Origin of the sequence: Enterococcus pseudoavium NBRC 100491, from assembly GCF_001544295.1 — a bacterium.
Taxonomy (GTDB): Bacteria; Bacillota; Bacilli; order Lactobacillales; family Enterococcaceae; genus Enterococcus_A; species Enterococcus_A pseudoavium.
On record NZ_BCQF01000018.1, the window covers coordinates 28,944 to 52,814 of the forward strand.

General features: G+C 39.2%; 21 protein-coding genes and 1 other RNA gene. 8 read left to right on the forward strand and 14 right to left on the reverse strand.

The window, feature by feature from the left end:
- Positions 1-67 precede the first annotated feature (67 nt).
- Positions 68-1,240 (reverse strand): class I SAM-dependent rRNA methyltransferase, encoded by a 1,173-nt coding sequence (locus EP1_RS09250; RefSeq protein ID WP_425552592.1) that lies wholly within the window; start codon positions 1,238-1,240, stop codon positions 68-70.
- 178 nt (positions 1,241-1,418) lie between these two features.
- On the opposite strand from EP1_RS09250, the gene EP1_RS09255 reads away from it, so the two are divergent.
- The 3 genes from EP1_RS09255 to EP1_RS09265 all read left to right on the forward strand — a co-directional run bounded on the left by EP1_RS09255 (position 1,419) and on the right by EP1_RS09265 (position 5,940).
- Positions 1,419-3,530, forward strand: a complete 2,112-nt coding sequence (locus EP1_RS09255) for an LTA synthase family protein (protein WP_067626778.1) — start codon at positions 1,419-1,421, stop codon at positions 3,528-3,530.
- 178 nt (positions 3,531-3,708) lie between these two features.
- Entirely contained in the window at positions 3,709-4,365 is a 657-nt protein-coding gene (locus EP1_RS09260; protein ID WP_067626720.1) for a hypothetical protein, read from the forward strand.
- Positions 4,366-4,500: 135 nt separating this feature from the next.
- Entirely contained in the window at positions 4,501-5,940 is a 1,440-nt protein-coding gene (locus EP1_RS09265) for an NCS2 family permease (RefSeq protein WP_067626722.1), read from the forward strand.
- A gap of 44 nt (positions 5,941-5,984) precedes the next feature.
- Here the strand turns inward: EP1_RS09265 and EP1_RS09270 are convergent, their stop codons facing one another.
- Both EP1_RS09270 and EP1_RS09275 read right to left on the reverse strand, forming a co-directional pair.
- On the reverse strand, positions 5,985-7,439 hold the full coding sequence (locus EP1_RS09270) for an ATP-binding protein (RefSeq protein WP_067626724.1): 1,455 nt from the start codon (positions 7,437-7,439) through the stop codon (positions 5,985-5,987).
- Positions 7,436-8,161 carry a winged helix-turn-helix domain-containing protein gene (locus EP1_RS09275; RefSeq protein ID WP_067626726.1) on the reverse strand — a complete coding sequence of 242 codons (726 nt, stop codon included), beginning with the start codon at positions 8,159-8,161 and terminating at the stop codon, positions 7,436-7,438. Before EP1_RS09275 ends, EP1_RS09270 begins: the two co-directional genes overlap by 4 nt.
- A gap of 210 nt (positions 8,162-8,371) precedes the next feature.
- On the opposite strand from EP1_RS09275, the gene ssrA reads away from it, so the two are divergent.
- Positions 8,372-8,738, forward strand: a transfer-messenger RNA (tmRNA) gene (ssrA, locus tag EP1_RS09280).
- Between the two features lie 91 nt (positions 8,739-8,829).
- On the opposite strand, the gene EP1_RS09285 is transcribed toward ssrA, so the two are convergent.
- Positions 8,830-9,021, reverse strand: a complete 192-nt coding sequence (locus tag EP1_RS09285; protein ID WP_067626728.1) for a hypothetical protein — start codon at positions 9,019-9,021, stop codon at positions 8,830-8,832.
- A 382-nt stretch (positions 9,022-9,403) separates the two neighbouring features.
- Here EP1_RS09285 and EP1_RS09290 point away from each other — a divergent pair, with 382 nt between their 5' ends.
- Complete coding sequence (locus tag EP1_RS09290) at positions 9,404-10,351, forward strand: Rossmann-fold NAD(P)-binding domain-containing protein (protein ID WP_067626730.1); 948 nt, start codon at positions 9,404-9,406, stop codon at positions 10,349-10,351.
- An 86-nt stretch (positions 10,352-10,437) separates the two neighbouring features.
- On the opposite strand, the gene hxlB is transcribed toward EP1_RS09290, so the two are convergent.
- The 7 genes from hxlB to EP1_RS09325 form a co-directional block, all read right to left on the reverse strand.
- Complete coding sequence (gene hxlB, locus EP1_RS09295) at positions 10,438-10,980, reverse strand: 6-phospho-3-hexuloisomerase (protein WP_067626732.1); 543 nt, start codon at positions 10,978-10,980, stop codon at positions 10,438-10,440.
- A complete protein-coding gene (locus EP1_RS09300; protein ID WP_067626734.1) occupies positions 10,977-11,603 on the reverse strand; it encodes an orotidine 5'-phosphate decarboxylase / HUMPS family protein in 627 nt (208 codons plus the stop codon). The genes hxlB and EP1_RS09300 overlap by 4 nt, the downstream gene beginning before the upstream one ends.
- Positions 11,604-11,605: 2 nt before the next feature.
- Positions 11,606-12,562, reverse strand: a complete 957-nt coding sequence (locus EP1_RS09305; protein ID WP_067626735.1) for a sugar kinase — start codon at positions 12,560-12,562, stop codon at positions 11,606-11,608.
- Between the two features lie 24 nt (positions 12,563-12,586).
- Positions 12,587-13,858 (reverse strand): gluconate:proton symporter, encoded by a 1,272-nt coding sequence (locus EP1_RS09310; protein ID WP_067626737.1) that lies wholly within the window; start codon positions 13,856-13,858, stop codon positions 12,587-12,589.
- A 13-nt stretch (positions 13,859-13,871) separates the two neighbouring features.
- Positions 13,872-14,117: a hypothetical protein gene (locus tag EP1_RS09315; RefSeq protein ID WP_067626739.1), complete on the reverse strand. Its 246-nt coding sequence runs from the start codon at positions 14,115-14,117 to the stop codon at positions 13,872-13,874.
- The gene (locus tag EP1_RS09320; protein ID WP_067626741.1) at positions 14,117-14,854 is read right to left on the reverse strand and encodes a sugar phosphate isomerase/epimerase family protein; all 738 of its coding nucleotides are present in this window, start codon (positions 14,852-14,854) and stop codon (positions 14,117-14,119) included. The genes EP1_RS09315 and EP1_RS09320 overlap by 1 nt, the downstream gene beginning before the upstream one ends.
- A gap of 184 nt (positions 14,855-15,038) precedes the next feature.
- The gene (locus EP1_RS09325) at positions 15,039-16,022 is read right to left on the reverse strand and encodes a LacI family DNA-binding transcriptional regulator (RefSeq protein ID WP_067626743.1); all 984 of its coding nucleotides are present in this window, start codon (positions 16,020-16,022) and stop codon (positions 15,039-15,041) included.
- A 260-nt stretch (positions 16,023-16,282) separates the two neighbouring features.
- Between EP1_RS09325 and EP1_RS09330 the strand changes: the two genes are divergently transcribed.
- Positions 16,283-17,071: a Cof-type HAD-IIB family hydrolase gene (locus tag EP1_RS09330; RefSeq protein ID WP_067626745.1), complete on the forward strand. Its 789-nt coding sequence runs from the start codon at positions 16,283-16,285 to the stop codon at positions 17,069-17,071.
- Positions 17,072-17,174: 103 nt separating this feature from the next.
- Here the strand turns inward: EP1_RS09330 and EP1_RS09335 are convergent, their stop codons facing one another.
- Positions 17,175-18,500 (reverse strand): citrate/2-methylcitrate synthase, encoded by a 1,326-nt coding sequence (locus tag EP1_RS09335; RefSeq protein WP_425552593.1) that lies wholly within the window; start codon positions 18,498-18,500, stop codon positions 17,175-17,177.
- Positions 18,501-18,685: 185 nt separating this feature from the next.
- On the opposite strand from EP1_RS09335, the gene acnA reads away from it, so the two are divergent.
- Together acnA and icd are read left to right on the forward strand one after the other, a co-directional pair.
- A complete protein-coding gene (gene acnA / locus EP1_RS09340; RefSeq protein ID WP_067626749.1) occupies positions 18,686-21,337 on the forward strand; it encodes an aconitate hydratase AcnA in 2,652 nt (883 codons plus the stop codon).
- Positions 21,337-22,563, forward strand: a complete 1,227-nt coding sequence (gene icd, locus EP1_RS09345) for an NADP-dependent isocitrate dehydrogenase (protein ID WP_067626751.1) — start codon at positions 21,337-21,339, stop codon at positions 22,561-22,563. The genes acnA and icd overlap by 1 nt, the downstream gene beginning before the upstream one ends.
- Before the next feature lie 195 nt (positions 22,564-22,758).
- Here icd and EP1_RS09350 read toward each other — a convergent pair whose 3' ends face one another.
- Together EP1_RS09350 and EP1_RS09355 are read right to left on the reverse strand one after the other, a co-directional pair.
- A complete protein-coding gene (locus EP1_RS09350) occupies positions 22,759-22,986 on the reverse strand; it encodes a hypothetical protein (protein WP_067626753.1) in 228 nt (75 codons plus the stop codon).
- Positions 22,987-23,091: 105 nt separating this feature from the next.
- Positions 23,092-23,580 (reverse strand): free L-methionine (R)-S-oxide reductase MsrC, encoded by a 489-nt coding sequence (locus tag EP1_RS09355; RefSeq protein ID WP_067626755.1) that lies wholly within the window; start codon positions 23,578-23,580, stop codon positions 23,092-23,094.
- Positions 23,581-23,871: the final 291 nt, after the last annotated feature.

The window sequence follows — 23,871 nt, forward strand, 5'->3', positions numbered from 1 at the left end:
TTTTTTGAAAAATGACTAGATCAACTTCAGCTCAGTTACTTTGCCACCCAGACCTTGGTTAAGTTCATTACGCTTTCAGTACTTTATAAAACAAGACTTTTAAATAATTACTCTCTTCAAAATCACTAGCCGGAAAATCAGCCGGCAGACGGTAGCTTTCAACTAGCTGATAGTTCACTTGTTTATTTTCTAATGCTGTCTCAATCGCTTGTTTGAATTTTTTAACAGATAGATTCGCCGCATTAGTGGAGGCGATAATCATGCCTTCTTCTGTCAAAATCTCCACACTATCTTCAATCAACCGTCCATAATCTTTTGCCACTGAAAAAGTTTTCTTTTTGTTGCGGGCAAAACTTGGCGGATCTAAAATGATCAAATCATAGTGGAAGTTTTTCCTAGCGGCATAACGGAAATAGTCAAAGGTATCCATCACAATGATTTTTTGTTGTTCTAACGGCAGTCCGTTTATTTCAAATTGTTCTTGGGTTTTGGGCAAGCTCCGCTGTGCTAAATCAACACTCGTCGTTTCCGTTGCTCCGCCATAAGCTGCGGCCACCGAAAAGGCTCCCGTATAACTAAACATATTTAACACTTTTTTCCCAGCAGCCATACCTTCTGTCAAACGTCCCCGAACTTCTTTTTGGTCCAAAAAGATGCCCGTCATATAGCCTTCATCTAAGTATACCGCAAAGGAAACCCCGTTTTCCAATACCACCAACGGTTCTTGCGGTTTCTCGCCTGCCAACCAGTGGCTTTCTTTTAGTGCGCTTTTAAAACGAATTTTTTCTACGACGCCCTTGGCTTCAGTAAAGATCGCTAGCAAACTAGCCACAATCATTTGTTTGAAATGATAGATTGTCTCGTTGTACCACGAGATCACCAAATAATCAGCGTAATAATCAACCGTCACACCACCGATACCATCGCCTTCCCCATTAAACAGGCGAAAAGCAGTCGTTGTTTCATCATTAAAAAAGGCTTGACGTTTTTCAAGAGCCAGCTGAAATTTCTCTTCAAAAAAATGCTGGTCAATCGGTCGCTGAGCTTGGTCCAAGACCCAGCCAAATCCTTTATTTTGTTTTCCTAAATAGCCAGTGGCAACATATTTATGATTATGATCGACAAAAGTTACCCATTCTAGCGGAATTTCTTTTATTTTTTGTTTCAAATCTTCTACTTGAATTAATGGATTACCTTGACGAATTCGTTTAATTCCATAATTAGTTAATTCTATTTTCACACTCATCCCTGCTTTCTTTTATAGTATAACAAAAATGAAACATATTTTTCGCTTATAAAGTTTTCTTTAAGCCTGATTGCTCAAGTTTTAATAAGAATTGACGAGTCTGCTGGAAGCGAGTAAAATGTTTACAAGTGAACGTTCCCGCATTTATCCTGCGGCAGAAAGGAAGTTACTATTGAAAAAACTAAAAGCTCCTGCATTTTTAAATAAGCGTCTCGGCTTTTATGCGCTGCTGACATTCTTATTATGGGCAAAAAGTATTTTTTCCTACTTATTTGAATTTAACTTAGGAATTGAAAGTCTGACTCAGTACTTCATCCTATTTATTAATCCAATCGCTTCAACCATGTTCTTGTTGTCGATTGCTTTATATGTGCGGCGCAAAAAAGCCTCTTATCTCACGATGATGATTATTTATGCTTTGGCGAGCTTCCTATTATTCGCCAACGTTGTTTACTATCGTGAATTTACGGACTTTATTGCAGTCAATACTTTTTTAGGTGCTGGTAAAGTCGCCAGTGGTTTAGGTGAAAGTGCGATTCGTCTTTTCCGTCCTTATGATGTTCTATATCTGATTGACATTATCATCTTGCCGATTCTTTTGTGGCGGAAAAAAATCAAAGAAGAAGAAAAACCTGTCCGCGCTCGGATGGCTTTTGCGATTACGGCTCTATCGATCATGATCTTTTCCGGGAATCTATTTCTAGCGGAAGCAGATCGACCTGAGTTATTGACACGGACCTTTTCACGGGATTACTTGATTAAATATCTTGGCGTTAATGCCTTCACTGTTTATGATGGGATCCAAACCTATAAAACTAACCAAGTTCGTGCCGAAGCTAGTCCTAATGATTTAAAAGAAGTTGAAACTTATGTCAACGATCATTATGCGGCACCGAATAGCGACTATTATGGAATCGCTAAGGGACGCAATGTGATTACGATTCATCTAGAAAGTCTGCAGCAATTTGTGATTGATTACAAATTGAAGGATGAAAATGGACAAGAACACGAAGTAACCCCGTTCTTAAATAGCATTTTCCACAGTAATAGTACTTTTGCCTTCGATAATTTCTTCCACCAAGTCAAGGCTGGAAAAACTTCCGATGCTGAGACATTAATGGAAAATTCATTGTTTGGCTTGAATCAAGGTTCCTTGTTCTCGCAGTTAGGTGGCAAGAATACTTTCCAAGCTGCTCCCGACATTTTGAAACAAACAGCTGGTTATACTAGTGCGGCTTTCCACGGAAATTCAGGGAACTTCTGGAACCGGACGGAAACCTATAAGAATCTTGGCTATGACTATTTCTTCGATTCTTCTTACTATGATGTAAACGATGAAAATTCATTCCAATATGGCTTGCACGACAAACCATTCTTCCAACAATCTGTGAAATATTTGGAACGGCTGCAACAGCCTTTTTACACGAAGTTTATCGCTGTTTCGAATCACTATCCATACAGCGAATTCAAAAATGATGAAGGCGGCTTCCCATTAGCGAATACTGATGATGAAACGATTAACGGTTACTTCGCAACAGCCAATTATTTAGACAAAGCCGTGGAAGAATTCTTTAACTATTTGAAAGCTTCTGGTTTGTATGACAATTCGATCATCGTAATGTACGGTGACCACTATGGTATTTCAAATTCACGTAACTCTGATTTAGCTCCATTACTTGGTAAATCAAAAGAAACTTGGTCGAACTTTGATAACGCGCAAATGCAACGAGTTCCTTATATGGTTCACGTACCTGGTCAAGATAAAGGCGGCATCAATCATACTTATGGTGGTGAAGTTGACGCATTGCCAACATTGTTACACTTGTTGGGAACAGACACTAGCCAATACATTCAATTAGGCCAAGATTTATTGTCGAAAGAGCATGATCAAGTTGTGGCTTTCCGCGACGGCGATTATGTGACACCGAATTACACTTACTATAGCGGCAATCTCTATGACAACAAAACCGGCTTGCCTGTCACTGAACCAGATGCAGCCTTACAAACACAAACAGAAGCTTGGAAAGAAGCGGTTTCTACCCAATTGAGTACTTCGGATAACATCAATAACGGTGATTTGCTCCGTTTCTACTCAGCCAGTGGCTTGAAACCAATTGATGCTTCACAGTTTGATTACAAAAACGGTTTGCAACAAATGGAGAAAGTTGAAAATAAATTAGGTGACAAATCTACTAGCCTGTTTGATGAACAAGGTAAGAAGTCAACCCAAGATTTATATAAGACAGAAACCTACAAACAATACCAAGAACAAACTCAGCAATAACAACCTCCGGGAGGTGACAAGATCGTTGTCACCTCCCTTTTTCTGCGTAGAATGAGCTCCAGCGAATCCAGCTTGCATAACTAGGCGGTTTGAAACGAATGGGCAGTTTTTTTCTTCCGATAGAATTCATATTTCTTTCAAATTAGGATTTTATACTTAATTACAAGGGGTGGAATCTATGGAACTTATCTCAACAACGCTTTCGACAATTAAACAGCACCGGATACAATTTTCAATTTCTTGGTTGCTCTGTCTAGTTGCGCTTTTTATCTTGACCAGTTTGAGTATGCTAAAAATCTTACTGGCTCGTTTAGATTCTGCCAATCAAATTCAACTATTTACTACAAAAGAAATCAACCAAATGCAACACTACTTTTCTAGTCGTTTAGCAATTAGTTCCATTGGTTTGTTTTTCTTATTACTAATTTTCTTTGGACTGCGTATCCACCATCAGAAAAAAAGGACGGTTTTGACAAAACAGTTGGTTTATTCGATCGGCTTAGAATTTATTTTTGAACTATTGTTAGCCACACTGTGTTTCATCCTATTATTCGCTTTGTTCGAACCGATGTATGAGACCATCTTGCAACATTTTTATCATCAAGGATTGAACCAATTAAAAGAATTACCTCCATTTGTATTAAGCAACGGGACTAGCGGAATCGCCTATTCAATTCGTTCTTCCCTGTCCTTCGAATTAACTTCCGCCATGCTACTCGACTTATTTTTCAGTTCATTATTTAAAGCATTTGGCTATCTTTTCGTATCTTTAGGTTTAATCATAATCAGCTTTCGTATGCTAGGTTTCATAAGTAAAAACGGTAATGTTCGCTAAACACGAACATTACCGTTTTTACTTATTGCTTTATGCGTTTTAAACTTGAAAGTCGATTGTTTCTTCATTATACTATGAAAGTATTCGGTTTTTACCGATATAATGAACTTATTTTATAAGGAGCGTTTATTTATAATGGAAAAATTCTTTAAATTAAAAGAACAAGGTACTACTGTTTCCACCGAAGTAATGGCGGGGATCACTACATTCTTCGCGATGAGTTATATTTTATTCGTAAATCCCAGTATTTTATCAGCTGCTGGGATGCCTTTCCAAGCTGTCTTTTTAGCAACAATCATCGCCTCCGTTATCGGAACTTTAGTGATGGGATTATTCGCCAATGTGCCTTATGCACAGGCTCCTGGAATGGGACTGAATGCTTTCTTTACTTATACCGTTGTTTTCGGATTGGGTTATTCTTGGCAACAGGCACTGGCAATGGTTTTTGTCTGCGGGATCATCAATATTTTGATCACTGTAACAAAAATTCGTAAATTGATTATTCGTGCGATCCCTGAAAGCATGCAACATGCCATTGGTGGAGGTATTGGGATCTTTGTAGCTTATGTAGGAATCAAAAATGCTGGTCTCCTTTCATTCAGCGCAGATTCTTCAGCAATCACTAGCAGTGTCGTTGAAGGTGGCAAAGCGACCAATGTGACGATCAATAGCGGGATCGTCCCAGCCTTAGCGAACTTTAACAACGCACCTATTTTATTAGCTATCATCGGTTTGGTTATCACTACAATTTTAGTCGTTAAAAATGTTCGTGGTGCGATTCTAATTGGGATCGTTGTAACTACCCTTTTAGGAATTCCAATGGGCGTCGTTCAATTAGGAGCGATCGATTGGCATGCCAATTCATTAGGTAGCTCGTTCCAAGCACTGGGAACTACTTTTGGGGCGGCATTTGGAGCTGAAGGAATGGGATCACTTTTTTCAAACTCAGCCAAACTACCACAAGTTTTAATGACAATCCTTGCTTTTAGTTTATCGGATACTTTTGACACTATCGGAACCTTTATTGGTACTGGTCGTCGAACTGGTATCTTTTCAAAAGAGGATGAAAAAGCCTTAGAAACTGATTCTCGTGGATTTAAAACTAAAATGGACAAAGCTTTGTTCGCTGATGCCATCGCAACTTCGGTTGGTGCAATCTTTGGTACATCGAATACTACCACCTACGTAGAGTCAGCGGCTGGGATTGGTGCCGGTGGACGGACTGGTTTAACTTCTGTCGTGGTAGCCGTATTATTTGCCTTGAGCAGCTTGTTCTCTCCACTAATCGCCATCGTTCCAGCACAAGCTACTGCTCCTGCATTAATCTTAGTCGGTGTAATGATGTTAGCCTCTTTTGCTGATATTAACTGGTTGGATCTAGAAGAAGCAGTTCCGGCTTTCTTCGCCAGCGTTTTTATGGGTCTATGTTACAGTATCTCTTACGGGATCGCAGCAGGCTTTATTTTCTACACAATCGTCAAAGTTATTAAAGGGAAAAGCAAAGAAATCTCACCAATTCTTTGGATCGTGGACTTGCTCTTCATCTTAAACTTTATTATTTTAGCAATACTTTAAAAAGTCAAAAGAAGCGTAAAACCAATTGGTTTTACGCTTCTTTTTTATTCTATTTCAGCTTTGTCTGGGAATACAACCGTGAAGGTGGTTCCTTTTTCTAATTCACTAACAACACTGATCGTACCATTGTGTAAACGAACCAGTTCTTGTACGATCGACAATCCAAGACCAGATTCACCGTATTTTGTATTTTTTCGTGAAGGATCAGCTTTGTAATAACGGTCCCAAATGTTTTTGACTTGTTCTTCAGACATTCCAATCCCATTATCCGAAATCTTAATTTCCGTTGCCTGTTCAAGTTTACTGATAATAACTTCGATCGTTCCATCTTTAGTAAATTGAATCGCATTTTGAATTAAGTTCACCATCACTTGCACAAAGCGATCGTAATCCGCATAAATTTCGATTGCTTCTGCTGTTTGTAAAACCAATTGATCACCTGAAGCCTCAGCCTTAGCCGCTAGCTGAGCGACTACGATTGCCAGCGCTTCTGTTGCATTGAATTTTTGCAGTAGAATACTGATTTGATTAGTTCGAATTTTCTCATAGTCCAAATTCTCATTGACCAAACGAATCAAACGTGATGTTTCATTTTGCATCAACTTAATCGCTTTTGCTTTTTGATTTTCTGGTATTGCATCATATTCTAGTCCCTCTAGCAACCCATTAATCGTTGTTAAGGGAGTCCGCATCTCATGAGAGGCATCCGCCATAAATTGTTTACGCCGTTCTTCTTGCCGCTCAATCTCCTCTTGTGATTCCTTCAATGATACCGTCATGTGGTTGAAATCAGCGGCTAAATCATCAAATTCATCACGATTGCGATTGGGAACGATCACATCAAAATTTCCAGCAGCCACCTCTTTTGTTGCCGAACGCATCCGATTGATTCGCTTCACCTGTTGCGTAGCAAAAAAATAGCTGACGATGATGGCAATGATTGAAGCGATGATAAAGGCTTTAAATAAATCCGTCACAATCAAGTTAACGCTGTTTTCCACGTTAGTCGCTGGCTGGCTCACCAATAAGACACCAAAAAATACCCCATCGGTAAAAAAAGGAACCATTGCGTAAGAGGTCGTTTGATTTTGTCCAAAAACATTTTTGGAACTCGTTTCCTTTTGCTGCTGCCCGGATTTCAAAGCCTTCCATTGTGCATTGCTCACTAAATGATGACTGACTTTGCCTGACTGCTCAGGATATTGAACACTTTTATCCTTGTCGATAAATACAAAAGAAACATCTTGTTGATCCAAGCTCGATTCAGTTACACGAATTGCAAACTGAAAAATTTCATTACTAGGCATTCCTTCAAATCGAATATCCTGACTCAATGAAAGATTGTTTTTCTCCATTGATTGAGCATAACCCAATAACTCTTTATAGTTATTGTCTTCAAGCGTTTTCCGGGTAAACTGAGTAAACGAAACGCCTAATGTAAGTAAGATTAACAGGATTAAACCACCAAAGGCTAGTAATTGCTGGTAGAGATATTTCATCGAATAACCTCAGTGTCGTCAAATTTATAGCCGACACCCCAAACCGTCTGGATAACTTGTGACCCCACCTTTTCGATTTTTTGGCGTAACTTTTTAATATGGGCATCAACTGTCCGTTCATCCCCAAAATACTGATAATCCCAAACCAATTCCAGCAGTTGTTCACGAGTAAAGACTTGGCGCGGTTTTTTCGCCATCGTATACAACAAGTCAAATTCTTTTGGTGTCAATCCTTCGATTGGCTGATCATTCAAATAAGCTTCCCGCGTTTTCAAATTCATCTTAAAATGATCCGTTTGAATATCAAAGGAATCATCCATAGACGTCGTTTCGCTAAAATGAGGTTCGCTAGTTAATTCACTGCGTCGATGCAAAGCTTTGATCCGTGCAATCAAGGTCAAAGGGGAAAAAGGTTTTGTGACATAGTCATCCGCCCCCATTTCCAGTCCGATCACTTGATCACTCTCCGAATCTCGGGCCGTCAACATGATGATTGGGACCGTTTTAGAAATTTTACGAATTTCCCGGCCTACCTCCATCCCATCCATACTCGGTAAATTTAAATCCAAGGTAATCATGTCCCATTTTTCAGGACTTTCCTTAAACGCTTCTAGTCCCTCTTTACCGTCATATTTAAATTCTGCTTCCCAGCCTTCATTCAAGAAAAACATCTGCATCATTTCAGAAACAGATTCATTGTCTTCAATCATTAATATATTCATACATTAACCCCCTAGTATCATCTGATTCTCATTGATAAGTATACTCTATTTCATTTTATTGAACCATTACCTTACTCGTATCTTCATTAACAATTTGTTTTTTCTTCAATCTTTTACTACCTACATCGCAAATTTTTCATAATCCTATTAGTTCTTTGCATTTTTTATAACAGAATGGTATACTTTCCTTTGCAACAAAATATTTCTCAAGGGGACGTTACGGATTCGACAGGCATAGTTTGAGCTTGAATTGCGCTTCGTAGGTTACGTCTACGTAAAAACGTTACAGTTAAATATAACTGCTAAAAACAACAATAACTCTTACGCTTTAGCTGCCTAAAAACAGTTAGCGTAGATCCTCCCGGTATCGCCCATGTACTCGGGTAAGGGTCTCAAATTTAGTGGGATACATTTCAACTTTCCGTCTGCAAGTTGAAAAAGAGCACATCAGACTAGCGATGTTTGCGGCCTGTCATGCGGCAGAGAACAAAGCGAATATTAAATAGTATGACTATGAGCGTAGAGTTTTGAGTGTCGATATGTTTGGACGCGGGTTCGACTCCCGCCGTCTCCATAATTAAAAAGCAAGTCAAAATGCTGGTTGACCAGTGTCTTGACTTGCTTTTTTTATACAATGATATTTTTAAAAAATATAGCTGATTCCTTTCCTACTCTGCTTGTGCCAGCGCTTCTAATTCCTGATCGACAAAGACGAATTTCAACTTATCTGGATAGACATAAACGATTAACCGTTCCTTACTAGTGTCAGTTGTTTGATACACTTGCTCAGTAGTGACGTTATCGCGATAAAGCTCTTTTAAAATAATTTCTAAGCCTGCATTGATAAATGGATTTAACATGCGTCTCGCTCCCTTTCGCCAGCCAGTCTAATTACCTTCATTATACCTGCTAAACAAGGAAAACGCTCGCAAAATCGGAAAGAACCTCACTCACTCATCGAATGATTTCCTAAAAATACGCCTAAATGAGATAGATAAATCTCCTAATTGTCCACATTAATGGTAGTAAACCTCTTAAGTGAGAACTGATCTATCATGAATCGGAAAGTCCGGTCGAAAGAGTCAGAGAAACATGGCATTTGTCAGCCCTTCTACAGAACGATCCACTTCAATCAGACTAAACTGTGTTAGACTAAGCTTTAGAGGAGGAATTAGCGTAAGTACTGCCTTTTTAGAATTCTATTAAGTAAAAAATAAGCGTGAATAGAAAAGTGAGGTAATTATGAAATTAGGTTTTATAAAATCAAATTTTCCAAACGAACGAAGAATTCCCCTACTCCCAGAACATATCAAGCAATTCGAAAATACTATTTACATTGAAAACAATTTTGGTGATTCCTTGGATATCCCAGATACCGACTACCAAAAAGTCGGTTGCATTATTTTGTCACGTTCAGAAATTTTTGCCCAGTGTGACTGTATCTTTTCATTAAAAGTCATCCAGCCTTCAGACTATGATCTTATTCGTCCCAACCAAGTGATTATCGGATGGACTCACCCTATAGGTTCCGGACAAGCTTTCATGCAGTCTCAAGCATTGCCTAAAAACTTATATGTCCTTGATTTAGACAATCAAAAACCTACCATGTATTATCAAGGAAAAGCCTATCCGTCACAATTAATTCCGACAAATTTTATCTATCAAAACAGTTTTTATGCAGGCTATGCCGGCGTGTTGCATGCCTTATTGAATTTTGGATTGTTACCAGATGAAACCTGTAAAGTCGCTATTTTAGGCTCAGGAAATACTTCTCAAGGGGCCTTTCATGCCATTTCAAAATTGACTTCGTCTGTGCGGCTTTTTTATCGAAAAACACTCCCTCAATTTAAGGAACAGTTAGCTGACTATTCAATCATTATCAATGGAATTGAAATAGAATCTTCTGATCAACCAATCATCAGTTTGGAAGAACAGGCACAATTATCCCCTGGAACCTTACTAATCGATATCGCGGCTGATGCTGGAAATGCCATTGAGGGAAATCGTTTTACTACGGTTGAGGAAGCCATTTATCAAGAAAACGGACTCTATTACTATACTTTGCCGAATACCCCCATCTTTGCTTACAGAAATGTCAGTAAGATATTAAGTGAACAGTTCAGCAAATATCTTTTTAAAAAGGACATAGCAACTTTTATCGCTGAAATATCCCCTAAAAAAGGTAATTAGCTAGCAGAGGTTTTTCCACAAAAAAAAAGCAACCGGTATGTCAAAGTTTCAACATACCGGTTGCTTTTTTTGAGCACTTAGCACAACTATTCAACATTCACATGCTCATGTAGAGCATCTTCATTTGAAGTCTGATCCCGTTCAGCAAGTTTTAGTGTTAACGCATCTAAGGTAATATGAACCGTCTGGTCAAAGAGACTTGATAACAATTGAACCGATTTTATTCCAGCTCCGGTTTTGGTTGCTCCTGGTACAACAATTACTCGATCAGCTAATTTAGCCAATGCAGATTCTTTATCGCTTGTCAAAACAACAATATCTAATCCCATTTTTTTGGCTACTTCAGTATCAGCAACAATCCCTTTGGTTGTTCCTGAACCAGAAATGGCTACCCAAGTATCACCTTTTTGGATGGAGGGTGTGATTGTTTCACCCATTACGTAATCTGTATAACCAATATGCATCAAACGCATGGCAAAACCTTTTGCCTGAAATCCGCTGCGGCCTGCTCCTATGACAAAGATCCGTTTGTCTTTTTGGAATAATGGCAAAGCCTGATCTAATTCTTTTTCATCAACAAGTTCCATGACTTGGTCGATTTCTTGCATAATAGTTTCGATTGTTTTCATTTGTGAACAGCTCCCATAAATTCATTTACTGCGGATAGCGGATCTTCCGCTTTGGTGATTTTTGATCCCACGATAATAACTTCGATGATCCCTTGTTCAGCTAACAACTGTGCTTGCTTTAGATCAATTCCGCCCGCAATTGCTAACCGTTTGATTTCAGGAAATTTCTTGTGAAATTCTGCGACACTTGCTGTAGCATCAAAGTGATCTTTCCGATCTACTGAATGATGCAACGCATAGATTGCTTCAGGAAAATCTTTGATCTGCTGGATTTTCTCGTCTGAAACTTCCAATAAATCGATCATCATGGTTTTATTGAATTTTTGTGCTACCTCATAGCAGGCTGTTAATGTATCCTTTGAGGCAGCTCCCATGACAGTGACAAGATCACCACCGTAACGAAAGGCCTGATTAAACTCATAGGCTCCTTCATCGATTGTTTTGCTGTCGACTAATAATTCAGTCTGGGTAAGAGCCGCTCTTAATTGCTCAATTGCTAAATTACCATAGTCTTTTACCAATGACGTACCCATCTCTAAAATGTCCGTTTTGCCATCCAATTTTTTGGCTAAGGCAACCGCGTCCTCTAAGGAAACACGGTCAATCGCTGCTTGTAGTCTCATAGTTACACTTCCTGTTTTTGTAAAAATTTTTCCAACTCTTCCGGTGTTGGATAGCCATCGTTATCGCCAGGTGATTGAACAGCCATCGCACCAATGGCATTAGCCCGAACAACCGCTTCTTTTAATGATTTTTCCTCAATCAAAGCCGTGATTAAGCCTACTGCAAAACCATCGCCGGCACCAACCGTATCAACTACTTTAGCAACCTTGAAACCCGGAACGGTAAAGCTCGTACCATCCTTTTGTTTAACATAAGCGCCTTCTGTACCTAATTTCACGATAACCGTTTGGGTTGCTTCCCCATTGTTTAAATAGAAATCTGCAATTTCTTCCGGTTCACGACTGCCCATTAGGATTTCACCTTCATTGATCCCTGGCAACACAATCTCAGCATGTGAAGCAAGGTCATTAATAGTTTCTACCATTTCTGCTTGGCTTGCCCAAAGCTGTGGACGCAAATTTGGATCAAAAGTTGTCCGAACCTTATTCTTTTCTAACAAACTAATCAAATAGCGGAAAGCCTTTTGAGCTTCAGCTGAAATTGCTGGAAAGATCCCAGATAAATGTACCATTTTCACATCAGAAAAATCAATTTTATCTAACACGGACTGTTCAAAGTGAGCCGCTGCAGAACCTTTACGGAAATAGAAGATGCTTGGATCCCCTTCACTTACGCGATCTTTTAATTGGAAAGCAGTCCAAAAATCAGCGTTTTCTGAAATATAGTCTGTCCCAATTTGATTTTCGTGTAATTGGTCAATAATAAATTCTCCAAAAGGATCTTTACCAACTTGGGTGATGTATTCACTGCTGTGACCTAGACGAGAAACCCCGACAGCCACATTGACTTCAGCACCGGCTAAGAATTTTTGAAAATGCCGAGCATCCTTTAAAGATTTATCGACCTCTTCTGATCCAAATAAAGCAATTGGTTCTCCAATAGTTAAAAATTCACTCATGTTAGTTTCCTCTTTTCTCTTATTTTAAAGTAAAATATATGCGGCAAATAGATTAAAGACCGTAGCAACCCAAGCCCATGGTACCCCCGTCATTAAGAACGTCTTAGTATCCAGGCCAGCATATTGAACCGACCATAGATTCCATGATTGGGTAATACATGCTGATACCCCCATCATTGAAGGAACTACCAATAACCCATATAAGAAATATTGATCAAACATACCCGTTCCAACTAAAATCGCTGCCGTTGCAGCACCGGCTCCATACAGCATCAGCGGACCACGGAAGAAGGAAAGTGGAGCGATAATAGCGACGATAATAACTAGTACCAGTTTACTGCTAGGAATGATCGATTGGAAAACGCTCGTGAAGCCTGACATCGCATGGACAGCTGCAGATTGGAACATCGTTAAGACAAACAACATGATCAATAGTCCCGCAATATCGCTAATCGCATGCTTCGCCGTGTCATTCATCATTGTGACAAATTTGCTGTAGCCCTTCATATTTCCTGTCGCAGCAAAGGCGATAATCGTTGAGATCAATAGTGCTGGGACTGCATCCCATTTTGCAAAAATACTTAAAGCAACGGGCAGTACTGGCAAAATATATGTCCAAATTGGGACTTCAACGATTTCTTCTTCAGTCTCACTTTCAACAATCTCTGGTTTTCCATTACGAATTTTTTTCGCGTTAAAGAGAATAAAAATAATTAGAACTACCATTTGAATTCCCATCGCTACAAAACCAAAACGTTGATAATGTGCTCCCCATTCTACTTTCGGGAAAAATACTTGGAATTGGACGAATAAAACATTATTGACATACATCGCTGCCCCGATGGCCATAGTGAAAATTGTTACAGCGATATTTTTCGGGACTCCAATTGAAAACATGATTGGGAAAAGAATTACCCCAACCGCAATGGCTGAGCCAACACCATAAGAACTCGTGAAAATTAAAGCGATTACAAGTGCGATTAAAACTGTGGCTAATACGGGACTTTTCTTTCCAACTTTTTCCGTACGGCGACTGATACTGCCGGCGATCCCGGTATCTACCAAAACGCGTCCAAACCATGACCCAAAAATGATGTACGCAGCAGTCTTTCCGTAATTCAAGACTGGTTCCGTAAAGATTTCTTTGACCGCAACATTGAAAGGCACCATGCCAATGATCGTCCATAATAATGCCATTACGAAAAAGCCGACCGTTAAGTTTCCACCTTTCATTGCATATATTACAAAGACAATAAAGGTTAAGGCTAATAATATTCCTGTAATTGCGCTCCCCATAAGTGTTCACCTCCTAATATTTGTTTAATTCACTTAAAATACGTTGATATTTCGAGATTGGTTTTGCGTGATCTTCAACAAAGAAGTCATTTTCTAAATGATTAAATTTTTGAATCAAATAGTAGCCAGCGAGATACGCAGCCAATGCTTGCTTCGCCGCTGCTTCCATGTCTTCTGAAGCATTCTCAGGCTGATGGTTCATTTCCATAAAGTGATACGCAAACTTTTCTGGATCGATTTTCGTTTGTTGATCAGTCATTAGAATTCATCCTCCAATAATTCTTTAGCCTCTATAATTTCAGTGTTTGACGTAGTTGGATATTCAATTGCAACAGGAACATCTTTTGGTAAAATTTGTAACACATTGCGCCAATCGATCTCACCATGATCCAAACCGGTAGCTTGCGGTTTTTGATTTTCGTAACGAACGTCCTTCACATGAATATAACGGACATATTCTTTCAATAGTTCGGCCGCTTCAATTTCATTTTCTCCGACAAAACGCCAATTTCCAAGATCATAAACATAGCCTAGGTCTAAGTCCGCTTCATTAATCGCTTTCATAAATGTATTGATTGCTTTGATCGTTCCCGATGTTTGAGTCTGATCATTTTCGATAGAAATTGCAATCCCTTGATCAATCAGTGTTTTTAATTTATCTTCCTGAAGATCACCGTTGAAAGTACCGATGTTCCACTTAACATGTGTAACACCCATCTTTTTAGCTTCATCCAAATATTTCGGTAGTTTCGAGTTAATCTGTCCATCAACATATACTTCATCAGGTACACTGTAGAATAACTTTAAATTCAAACGCTCGGCTTCTCTTTGAATAACTGGCATCTCTTCTTCAAGATCCTTAAAATATTCTCTTCTGATTTCAACTTGACTAAAACCCAAGTCTGCTATTTCTTGTAATAATTCACTTTGCAATGCACCATTTGCTACTCTATCAGCAAAAACTAAGAAGTTCAGCACCAATTTATTATTCATCATAATTCCGCATCCTCTCTATTTGTTAACCGGTTTCCATATACATATAGTAAACCGGTTTCCATATTTTGTCAACGCTTTCAGTTTTAAAAAACATTAAGCTTTTAACGAAAGAAGTGAGAGATGTTTGGAAACCGATTTCCAAACATCTCTCACTTTTTAAAAAAATATATAAAAATAACGTTTATTAGACTGATTTTCGCCATTGAATAGCCGATGGTACAATAATTTCTTGCCTCTTTTGGGGCTGTTTTAGTAATTCTAGTAAGTGCTGAGCCGCAATTTCTCCAATTTTTTTTGATGGCTGTTCGATACTAGTGATTCCGGGACCGACTAACGCTGTCAAATTCCAATCATCAAATCCGGTAATCCCAAGTTCTTCTGGAACTTTGATTTCTTCTTCAATCAACCAGGCTAACGTATCCATCAATACACGACCGTTGGAAGCAAAGAGTAAACTTCTCTTTGAACTGGTTAATGTCGGCTTCAGTAAGTCAGCTAGTTGCTCTTTCGCTGTCAGCTCAATCAATTGACAGTCCTTCCCCGCTTTTTCTGTCGTTTTTTTAACCGTTTGATACCTCAATTCTCGCGTGCTGGCATCTTTAATCGGCTCACTTAAGACCACGACGTTTTCATATCCTTTAGCTAAGGCTTTTTCAATCACCTCTTGCGTTGCGTCTATATTATTGGTCATTACTGACGACCATTTTTCTGGTTCCGTCTGCCGATCAACTAATAGTAACGGGATATTTCGTTCCGTAATAAATGTATAATTTGCTGATTGACGAGAAGAAGGCTGCAGAATAATTCCTTCCACACTTTGGTCCAGTAGTTTTTCTAACAATTCGGTTTCTTGGGATACTGAATTAGCCGCATCCACTATGATCATTTGATAGCCCTGATCTTCCAAAATTGATCCGATTCCCTTTAAAAGTAACGAAGAATATAAATTGGAGATATCAGCTACAACTACTCCTATCAAATAACTATGTTTTGATTTTAAAGCCTGTGCTTGTCTGCTAGGGCGATAGTTTAAGCGCTCAATTACTTCCGCAATTCTATTTTTTGTTTCTTTTGACATATTGCCGTAATTATTATTTAAAAATCGTGAAATCGTGGTTTTGGAAACGCCGGCTTCTTCCGCAACCTCTTTGATGGTTATCTTTTTCATCCTATCTTCTCCAACTATCTTTTTTATCATTGTAGCGAATTTCAAAGTGAATGCAAACCCTTCGTTCCCTAAGGTACTTGCTGTTATCTTCCTACGAATTCCTTATTTATTTAAAAATAGTCTTGTTTCAACTGAAATGGTAATGATGTTTCCGGCTATTTCTTTTATAATGAAGATAAATTGAGCTATTTTGATGATTTATTTGATTTTTAAAAAGAATGATTCTTGAATAGTCGTAAAAATGAATGAGGAGTGAGTTTATGAAAAATTTTCGAGTGGCCTTTTTTGACATTGATGGAACTTTGGCTGACAATCAGCTGCCGCAAGCGTTAACGTTTACCCAACGTGTGCCCGATTCTGCCAAACGCGCTTTAAAAAAGTTAAAAGCAAACAATATTGAACCAGTGATCGCCTCGGGACGCCATCACCAGACAATTGTGCAATTAGCCAAAGATCTGGGCGTCGATAGTGTTATTTCCTCGAACGGCAATTGTGTACATTATCGCGGAAAAATGCTTCATCAAAATATTATTCCTCCAGACTTAGTCGTGGAATTAGTTGATTATTTACGAAAACAGCAAATTGATTTTTTGCTTGAAACAGAGCAATGTCTATATTGTTTCGAAAATAGTCACTACTATCTGAATCATTCAACTGAAAAAACTATTTTGAAAATGAGTGATCCTTTTCCAGATGGGATTTTACAACTGATTATTCCTTGGAATGAAAAAGATATTTTAAAATTTGAGCCAAGCTCTCCCCTAATTGTTGAAAAAGTCGCACCAATGGCTGCTACCATTCATTTAAAAAATGGAACGAAGGCAGCAGGAATTCACAGAATTTGTGAAGAAATGGCGATCACTCCTCATCAAGCCTTAGCATTTGGTGACGAAGAAAATGATTTCACCATGTTTGATGCCGTGGGTTTTCCGGTTGCAATGGGCAATGCCTCTCCTGAACTTAAAGAAAAAGCCGCTCACGTGACCACTGCTGTATCTGATGACGGGATTTGGAATGCCTGTATTACACTAGGTTTGATTACTGAGTGAGCTTCCTAGATATGGACGCAAAAGAGGAGAGTGACAAATATTTTGTCACTCTCCTCTTTTAGAAATCCATTCTAGCTAAATATAATTTGCTCCAATCCTACTCTTAACGTTCACTGAGTTCTTGATATTCACGGTCAACGGAAACTTCCATATAAGCAGGTCGAATTATTTTCTGAGCGTTGACCAGTTCTTCAATTCGATGAGCCGACCAGCCAACAATACGGGCAATCGCAAACATTGGCGTATACAATTCTTGCGGTAAATCAAGCATATGATAGACAAAACCGCTAAAGAAATCGATATTGGCGCTAACTCCTTTATAGACTTTGCGTTTTTTCGAGATAATTTCAGGAGCTAGTCGTTCGACTTTACGATACAAATTGAACTCTGCCGATGCTTCGGAACCTTTTTCCGCCGCTAATTTTTCAACATAACGTTTGAAAATTTCAGCACGTGGATCAGATTCTGCATAAATGGCATGTCCCATTCCATAGATCAAGCCTTGTTTATCAAAGGCTTCTTTATTTAGAATTTTTTCTAAATAAGCGCGAATTTCGTTCTCATCTTCACAATCAGTCACATTTGCCTTCAAATCTTCCATCATTTGAGTAACTTTGATGTTAGCTCCTCCATGTTTCGGTCCTTTTAATGACCCTAGTGATGCCGCGATAGTGGAATACGTATCAGTCCCGCTTGAAGTTACAACGCGAGTCGTAAAAGTTGAATTATTTCCTCCACCATGTTCCATATGTAAGACCAAAGCCATATCCAATGTTTGTGCTTCTTGGAACGTATACTTTTTGTCTGATCGCAGCATCGTTAAAATGGCTTCAGCTGTACTTAAATTTTCAGCTGGACGATGAATATACATGCTTTCACCTTTAGTATAGTGATTATATGCATGATAAGAGTATACAGCGATCATTGGAAAAATAGCGATTAATGATAGACATTGATCTAAAACATTTTCAATACTAATGTCGTCAGTTTTTTGATCATAACATCCTAATGTCAAGATACTGCGTGAAAGCATATTCATAATATTATGTGAGGGCGCCTTCATAATAACATCACGGACAAAGTTAGTCGGAAGTGTTCGTCTTTTACCGATCAAAGTGTTGAACTCAGCTAATTCACCTTGGGTTGGCAAGGAACCAAATAATAACAAATAACTGACCTCTTCAAAACCTAAACGCTCTTCAGAAACAAATCCCCTAACCAAATCATTGATATCGATTCCGCGATAACGTAATTCCCCATATTTCGAGAGAACCTTATCGCCGTCCATAATTTGCGGATGAATCGTAGAAATATTGGTTAATCCAGCTAAAACACCTTTTCCATCTAGATCTCGCAAACCCTTTTTAACATTATGTTTTCTATACAAAGATGCCTCTAAATAGTCCTCTTTGCGGCAAAGTTCAGCCATTTGGTTCAAATCTAACATTACTGTGTCCTCCTAACCTGCTTAAATTTTACAAACGGTTAAGAAACATTATAACATCATTGCTTTAAAATGAAATACTTTTAATAATTTCATTTACTTTCTTTTTTTTTATTCGTATAATAAACCCATCTGATTTTAAACGATAACACATTTAGGAGGGGTTTGGAATGAACTGGAAAAAAGAACTATTAGTCAATAACGAACATTATACATACTTCGATCTTTCAGCAATTGCTGATTCATACCAAAAAGAAATCACTGATTATCCATACAGCATTCGGGTCCTATTAGAAAGCCTCGCACGTCATCAAGAAATTACTGATTTGGAAAATTTATTGGCTTTTGATGCCAAACAACCTGCCGGAGTCGTTCCCTTTCGTCCCTCACGCGTCGTCTTACAAGATTTCACTGGTGTGCCAGCTGTCGTCGATCTAGCAGCAATGCGTGATGCGGTTGTGAAACTAGGAGGCGATCCGAAACTCATCAATCCTGAAATTCCTGTTACTTTAGTTGTCGATCACTCTGTTCAAGTCGACTGCGCTGGAACGAAGGAAAGTCTGGCTTACAACACTGAAAAAGAATTTGAACGCAACCATGAACGCTATCAGTTCTTAAAATGGGCCCAACAGGCCTTCGATAACTTTGAAGTGGTTCCACCCGAAACAGGAATTATCCATCAAGTTAATCTTGAATATTTATCCGACGTTATTTTGAAAAATGAGGAAAACTTACTATTCCCTGATTCGTTAGAAGGAACCGATTCACATACAACGATGATCAATGGCCTAGGAGTACTTGGCTGGGGAGTTGGTGGCATCGAAGCCGAAGCGGCGATTCTAGGGGAAGCCTCTTATTTCCCAACCCCTGAAGTGATTGGCGTAGAATTAACGGGGACTTTAAGTCCTGGAGCTACCGCTACCGACTTAGCTCTTTATTTAACAGAACTGTTACGCAACGAAAAAGTTGTTGGTAAGTTTGTTGAGTATTTTGGCAGCGGCTATAAAACATTGAGTCTTTCTGATCGTGCTACGATTGCCAATATGGCCCCTGAATATGGTGCGACATGTGGTTTTTGCCCTATCGATGAGGAAACTCTTACCTATCTACGTCTAACCGGCCGTCCAGAAGAACAAGTTGCCTTAGTCGAGGCTTATGCCAAGCAAAATCAACTCTTTTATGACGGAGCGAACACGCCAACATACACGCGAGTCATTCAGTTAGATCTCTCAACTGTTCATTCTTCAGTTGCCGGTCCCAAGCGACCACAAGACCGAATTCCTTTAGGCGACGTCGCAGAAAATTTTCAAACCTCCCTGACAAATCCCAGTGGACCAAAAGGCTTTGGTTTGACGACCGATGAACTTACCCGCAAGGAAGCACTATCAGGATCTGACACGGTCATAGAAACCGGAGATCTCGCATTAGCTGCCATTACTAGTTGTACTAACACGAGCAATCCGTCAGTCATGGTCGCTGCCGGCCTATTAGCCAAAAAAGCGGTGGAACTCGGCCTTAAGGTTCCATCAACGATTAAAACCTCGTTGGCTCCTGGCTCAAAAATCGTTACACAATATTTAGAAAAAGGGCGTTTATTGGAACCGTTAGCTAAATTAGGCTTTGACATTGTCGGTTATGGTTGTACCACTTGTATTGGAAATTCCGGTCCATTAGAGTCTGAAATTGAAACAGTCTTGAAGGATAGTGAATTAGTAGTTTCTGCGGTCTTATCTGGGAATCGAAATTTTGAAGGACGAATTCATCCTTTGATTAAGGCTAACTATTTAGCTTCACCGCCGTTAGTTATCGCCTACGCTCTGGCAGGAACGATCAAAAAAGACCTGACAAAAGAACCGTTAGCTACAGTTGACGGCAAAGAGATCTATTTAGCGGATTTATGGCCTTCCCAGACAGAGGTCAATGCCTATATCAATGACTATTTGAACCCCGAGGATTTCCGTGAGGCCTACACAAACATTTATCAGTCAAATGAACGCTGGAATCAAATCGAAACTTCCGAAGGGGCTTGTTATGACTGGGATGATGAATCGACGTATATCGCCAACCCTCCCTTCTTTACCAATTTGGGACAAGCTGAACAATTAGTCAATCCTTTAGCAAACTTGCAAGTCTTAGCTAAATTTGGTGACACTGTGACGACTGACCATATTTCCCCAGCTGGAAACATCGGCTTACAGTCACCAGCAGGTACGTACTTGAAGGATCGTGGCCTAGCCTATAAAGATTTTAACTCATTCGGTTCTAGACGGGGCAATCACGAAGTCATGATGCGGGGAACTTTTGGCAATATTCGGATTCAAAACCAATTGACTCCTGAAACGACTGGCGGCTATACCAAACTAGCTACTACTGGTGAAGAACTATCGATTTATGATGCAGCTATGACCTACCAAAAAGAACAAATCGGGACAGTGATTCTAGCTGGTAAAGACTATGGGATGGGCTCCTCCCGGGATTGGGCGGCTAAAGGAACTAAACTCTTAGGCGTCAAGGCAGTCCTGGCAGAAAGCTACGAACGAATCCATCGCAGCAACTTGGTAATGATGGGAGTTATTCCTTTTGAATATTTACCAAATGACACGGCAGATTCATTAGGCTTAACCGGCTTAGAAAGCTATACCTTTGATTTTCCAACCGAGCCTACTATCAATCAAATCATTGATGTCACAGCATTGGGTGAAAAAGAGATCCATTTCCAGGTGAAGCTGCGCTTTGATTCTGAAGCCGATATCGTTTATTGGAAAAACCAAGGAATCCTGCCTTTAGTGATCAATAAAAAAATGCAAAAGGAGCAAGCTTAATGACAGATACGTTGAATCCAGTCATCCCCTACATTGAAGGCGATGGCATTGGGCCAGAAATTTGGCAAGCGACTCAAAGCGTGGTAGACGCCGCAGTCGCTTCTGCTTATCAAAGGGAACGTAAAATCAAATGGCTAGAGATTTTAGCTGGCGAAAAAGCCTTCAAACAAACGGGAAACTGGTTACCTGATGAGACCATCGCCGCCATCAAAGAGCATAAAATAGCCATCAAAGGGCCCTTGACTACGCCAATTGGCGAAGGCTTTCGCTCATTGAACGTGACCTTGCGCCAAGAATTGGACTTATATGCCTGTGTGCGCCCGGTCCGCTATTTTGAAGGTGTCCCTTCTCCATTAAAAGAACCAGAAAAAACCGACATGACAATTTTTCGAGAAAATACCGAAGATGTCTATGCTGGAATTGAATTTGCAAAAGACTCTCCAGAGGTAAAAAAATTGCTGGACTTTTTGACAGATGAATTGGCAGTGACCAAAGTTCGGTTTCCAGCTACTAGCGCCTTGGGGATTAAACCGATTTCCGAAGAAGGCAGTGAACGGTTGATTTCCGCGGCGATGGATTACGCAATCGAGCAAGGGAAAACACGCGTGACGATTATTCATAAAGGGAATATTATGAAGTTCACTGAAGGCGGCTTTAAAAATTGGGGCTATGAGTTGATTGAAAAAAAATATCCGCAAGCCTTTACTATGAATCAATATAAAAAGATCACCGCCGAGTCAGGCAGTGAAAAAGCAGACCAAGCCTTATCCGAAGCGAAAAAGGCCGCTAAGATTATCGTGGATGACGTCATCGCCGATAATTTCTTGCAGCAAATTCTACTCTACCCTGAAAAATATCAAGTTGTGGCAACAACCAATTTAAATGGTGATTATATTTCTGATGCTCTAGCTGCTCAAGTTGGCGGGATTGGGATCTCCCCTGGCGCAAATATCAACTACCAGACCGGCCATGCGATCTTTGAAGCGACCCATGGGACTGCACCAGATATTGCTGGCAAAGGTTGGGCCAACCCTTGCTCGTTACTTCTTTCAGCAGTCATGATGTTGGATCATTTGGGCTGGTTTGAAGCTAGTCAAAAAATTATGCAGGCCGTTGAACAAGCGCTCTTAGAAAAGAAAATGACTCATGATTTCGCTCAAATGCTAGCCATCGATGAACTTTCCACGACTGCCTTTGCAGAGTTTCTGATCAACTCGATTGGCTAACCTTAACCTCTTGGAGCGTTAAAACACTTCACAGATGTAGTTGCATGATCGTTCTCACACTGATCACTTGATCTTTTTTCCGATATTCTAAAAGAAAACTGACCATTTTTTATAAAGCGCATTACAATCGGCCCAATAAAAAGAACACGCAAGAAACTTTTTAGCGTTTCTCGCGTGTTCTTTTTATGGGTGACTTTAACTAAAGAAACATTCTTTAGAAACAATTCCCGCTACTTCACTATATTTGATTAGGACTTGACCGTCCACTTGATCAATCTTGTCTACATCTAATCCGTAAAAACGCTCAACATTCACGATACAGCCTTTATTTTCTTTCCGGATTACCTCTCCAATGATTGGCCGAGCAAAATCAGTTTTACGGCACTCATAGCTTTCTCCTATAATAATCGCTTCTTTATTCATTCAACCACCTCATTAATGTTTTATACTACACTTATATAGTAGCATTAAGCGGAGTAAAAAGCTACATTATGTGCGTTATTTATTAAATAAGCATTTTTTAAGGCGCTAATCTCTATTTATAACCATATTTTCTAATAATAACGAGACATATTGTTCTAAATAGAACCGATCCACTTGATCGTATATACCAATTTCTGAACTATCTAAGTCTAATACACCAATTAGTTGATCACCTTTTTTCATGGGCACGACGATTTCTGAACGCGCGGCTGAATCACAAGCAATATAATTCTTATGCTCTAAGACATTTTCAACGATCAAGGTTTGATTTTTTTCAGCCGACTCTCCGCAAACACCTTTTCCCATAGGAATATGGACGCAAGAAACATTGCCTTGGAAGGGTCCCAAGATCAACTCGTCGTTTTTGTAAAGATAATAGCCGGCAAAAACCGTTTCCTGTAAAGTTTGATTCAATAATGCCGATGAATTTGCCAAATTTGCAATTAAATCAGTCTCGCCTTCCAATAATGCTTTTTGCTGCAGTAATAATAATTTATAGGCTTCTTCTTTTGCTTCCGAATTTTTCCAACTCATAATCATTCCTCCATTTTATTTATAAAGTTTGCAAGTAGACCATTCTGATCAGCGAATCTCTAAAAAAAATCGATAACTTTGATTTATTTTACCTTAACAATCAAGAGAACTCCATTGATTCACCTATTCTTTCTAAGCCAAGACAATCTTTATATTCTATTAAAAAATACTTATCAAAAGATTGTTTCAGGATTTCTGAAAGTTATAAATATTTCATTCTCATTACAAACTATACGGTTAGATGAAAGTTCAACTATTTTGACCTTTTTATTCAAGCTTTCTTATATAATT

What these genes read in the sequence shown, in the direction of transcription:
- EP1_RS09260 (WP_067626720.1), top strand. Translation starts at nt 3,709, where the DNA reads ATGGAACTTATCTCAACAACGCTTTCGACAATTAAACAGCACCGGATA.
- EP1_RS09265 (WP_067626722.1), top strand. Translation starts at nt 4,501, where the DNA reads ATGGAAAAATTCTTTAAATTAAAAGAACAAGGTACTACTGTTTCCACC.
- EP1_RS09270 (WP_067626724.1), bottom strand. Translation starts at nt 7,439, where the DNA reads ATGAAATATCTCTACCAGCAATTACTAGCCTTTGGTGGTTTAATCCTG.
- EP1_RS09275 (WP_067626726.1), bottom strand. Translation starts at nt 8,161, where the DNA reads ATGAATATATTAATGATTGAAGACAATGAATCTGTTTCTGAAATGATG.
- EP1_RS09285 (WP_067626728.1), bottom strand. Translation starts at nt 9,021, where the DNA reads ATGTTAAATCCATTTATCAATGCAGGCTTAGAAATTATTTTAAAAGAG.
- EP1_RS09290 (WP_067626730.1), top strand. Translation starts at nt 9,404, where the DNA reads ATGAAATTAGGTTTTATAAAATCAAATTTTCCAAACGAACGAAGAATT.
- hxlB (WP_067626732.1), bottom strand. Translation starts at nt 10,980, where the DNA reads ATGAAAACAATCGAAACTATTATGCAAGAAATCGACCAAGTCATGGAA.
- EP1_RS09300 (WP_067626734.1), bottom strand. Translation starts at nt 11,603, where the DNA reads ATGAGACTACAAGCAGCGATTGACCGTGTTTCCTTAGAGGACGCGGTT.
- EP1_RS09305 (WP_067626735.1), bottom strand. Translation starts at nt 12,562, where the DNA reads ATGAGTGAATTTTTAACTATTGGAGAACCAATTGCTTTATTTGGATCA.
- EP1_RS09310 (WP_067626737.1), bottom strand. Translation starts at nt 13,858, where the DNA reads ATGGGGAGCGCAATTACAGGAATATTATTAGCCTTAACCTTTATTGTC.
- EP1_RS09315 (WP_067626739.1), bottom strand. Translation starts at nt 14,117, where the DNA reads ATGACTGATCAACAAACGAAAATCGATCCAGAAAAGTTTGCGTATCAC.
- EP1_RS09320 (WP_067626741.1), bottom strand. Translation starts at nt 14,854, where the DNA reads ATGATGAATAATAAATTGGTGCTGAACTTCTTAGTTTTTGCTGATAGA.
- EP1_RS09325 (WP_067626743.1), bottom strand. Translation starts at nt 16,022, where the DNA reads ATGAAAAAGATAACCATCAAAGAGGTTGCGGAAGAAGCCGGCGTTTCC.
- EP1_RS09330 (WP_067626745.1), top strand. Translation starts at nt 16,283, where the DNA reads ATGAAAAATTTTCGAGTGGCCTTTTTTGACATTGATGGAACTTTGGCT.
- EP1_RS09335 (WP_425552593.1), bottom strand. Translation starts at nt 18,500, where the DNA reads ATGGCTGAACTTTGCCGCAAAGAGGACTATTTAGAGGCATCTTTGTAT.
- acnA (WP_067626749.1), top strand. Translation starts at nt 18,686, where the DNA reads ATGAACTGGAAAAAAGAACTATTAGTCAATAACGAACATTATACATAC.
- icd (WP_067626751.1), top strand. Translation starts at nt 21,337, where the DNA reads ATGACAGATACGTTGAATCCAGTCATCCCCTACATTGAAGGCGATGGC.
- EP1_RS09350 (WP_067626753.1), bottom strand. Translation starts at nt 22,986, where the DNA reads ATGAATAAAGAAGCGATTATTATAGGAGAAAGCTATGAGTGCCGTAAA.
- EP1_RS09355 (WP_067626755.1), bottom strand. Translation starts at nt 23,580, where the DNA reads ATGAGTTGGAAAAATTCGGAAGCAAAAGAAGAAGCCTATAAATTATTA.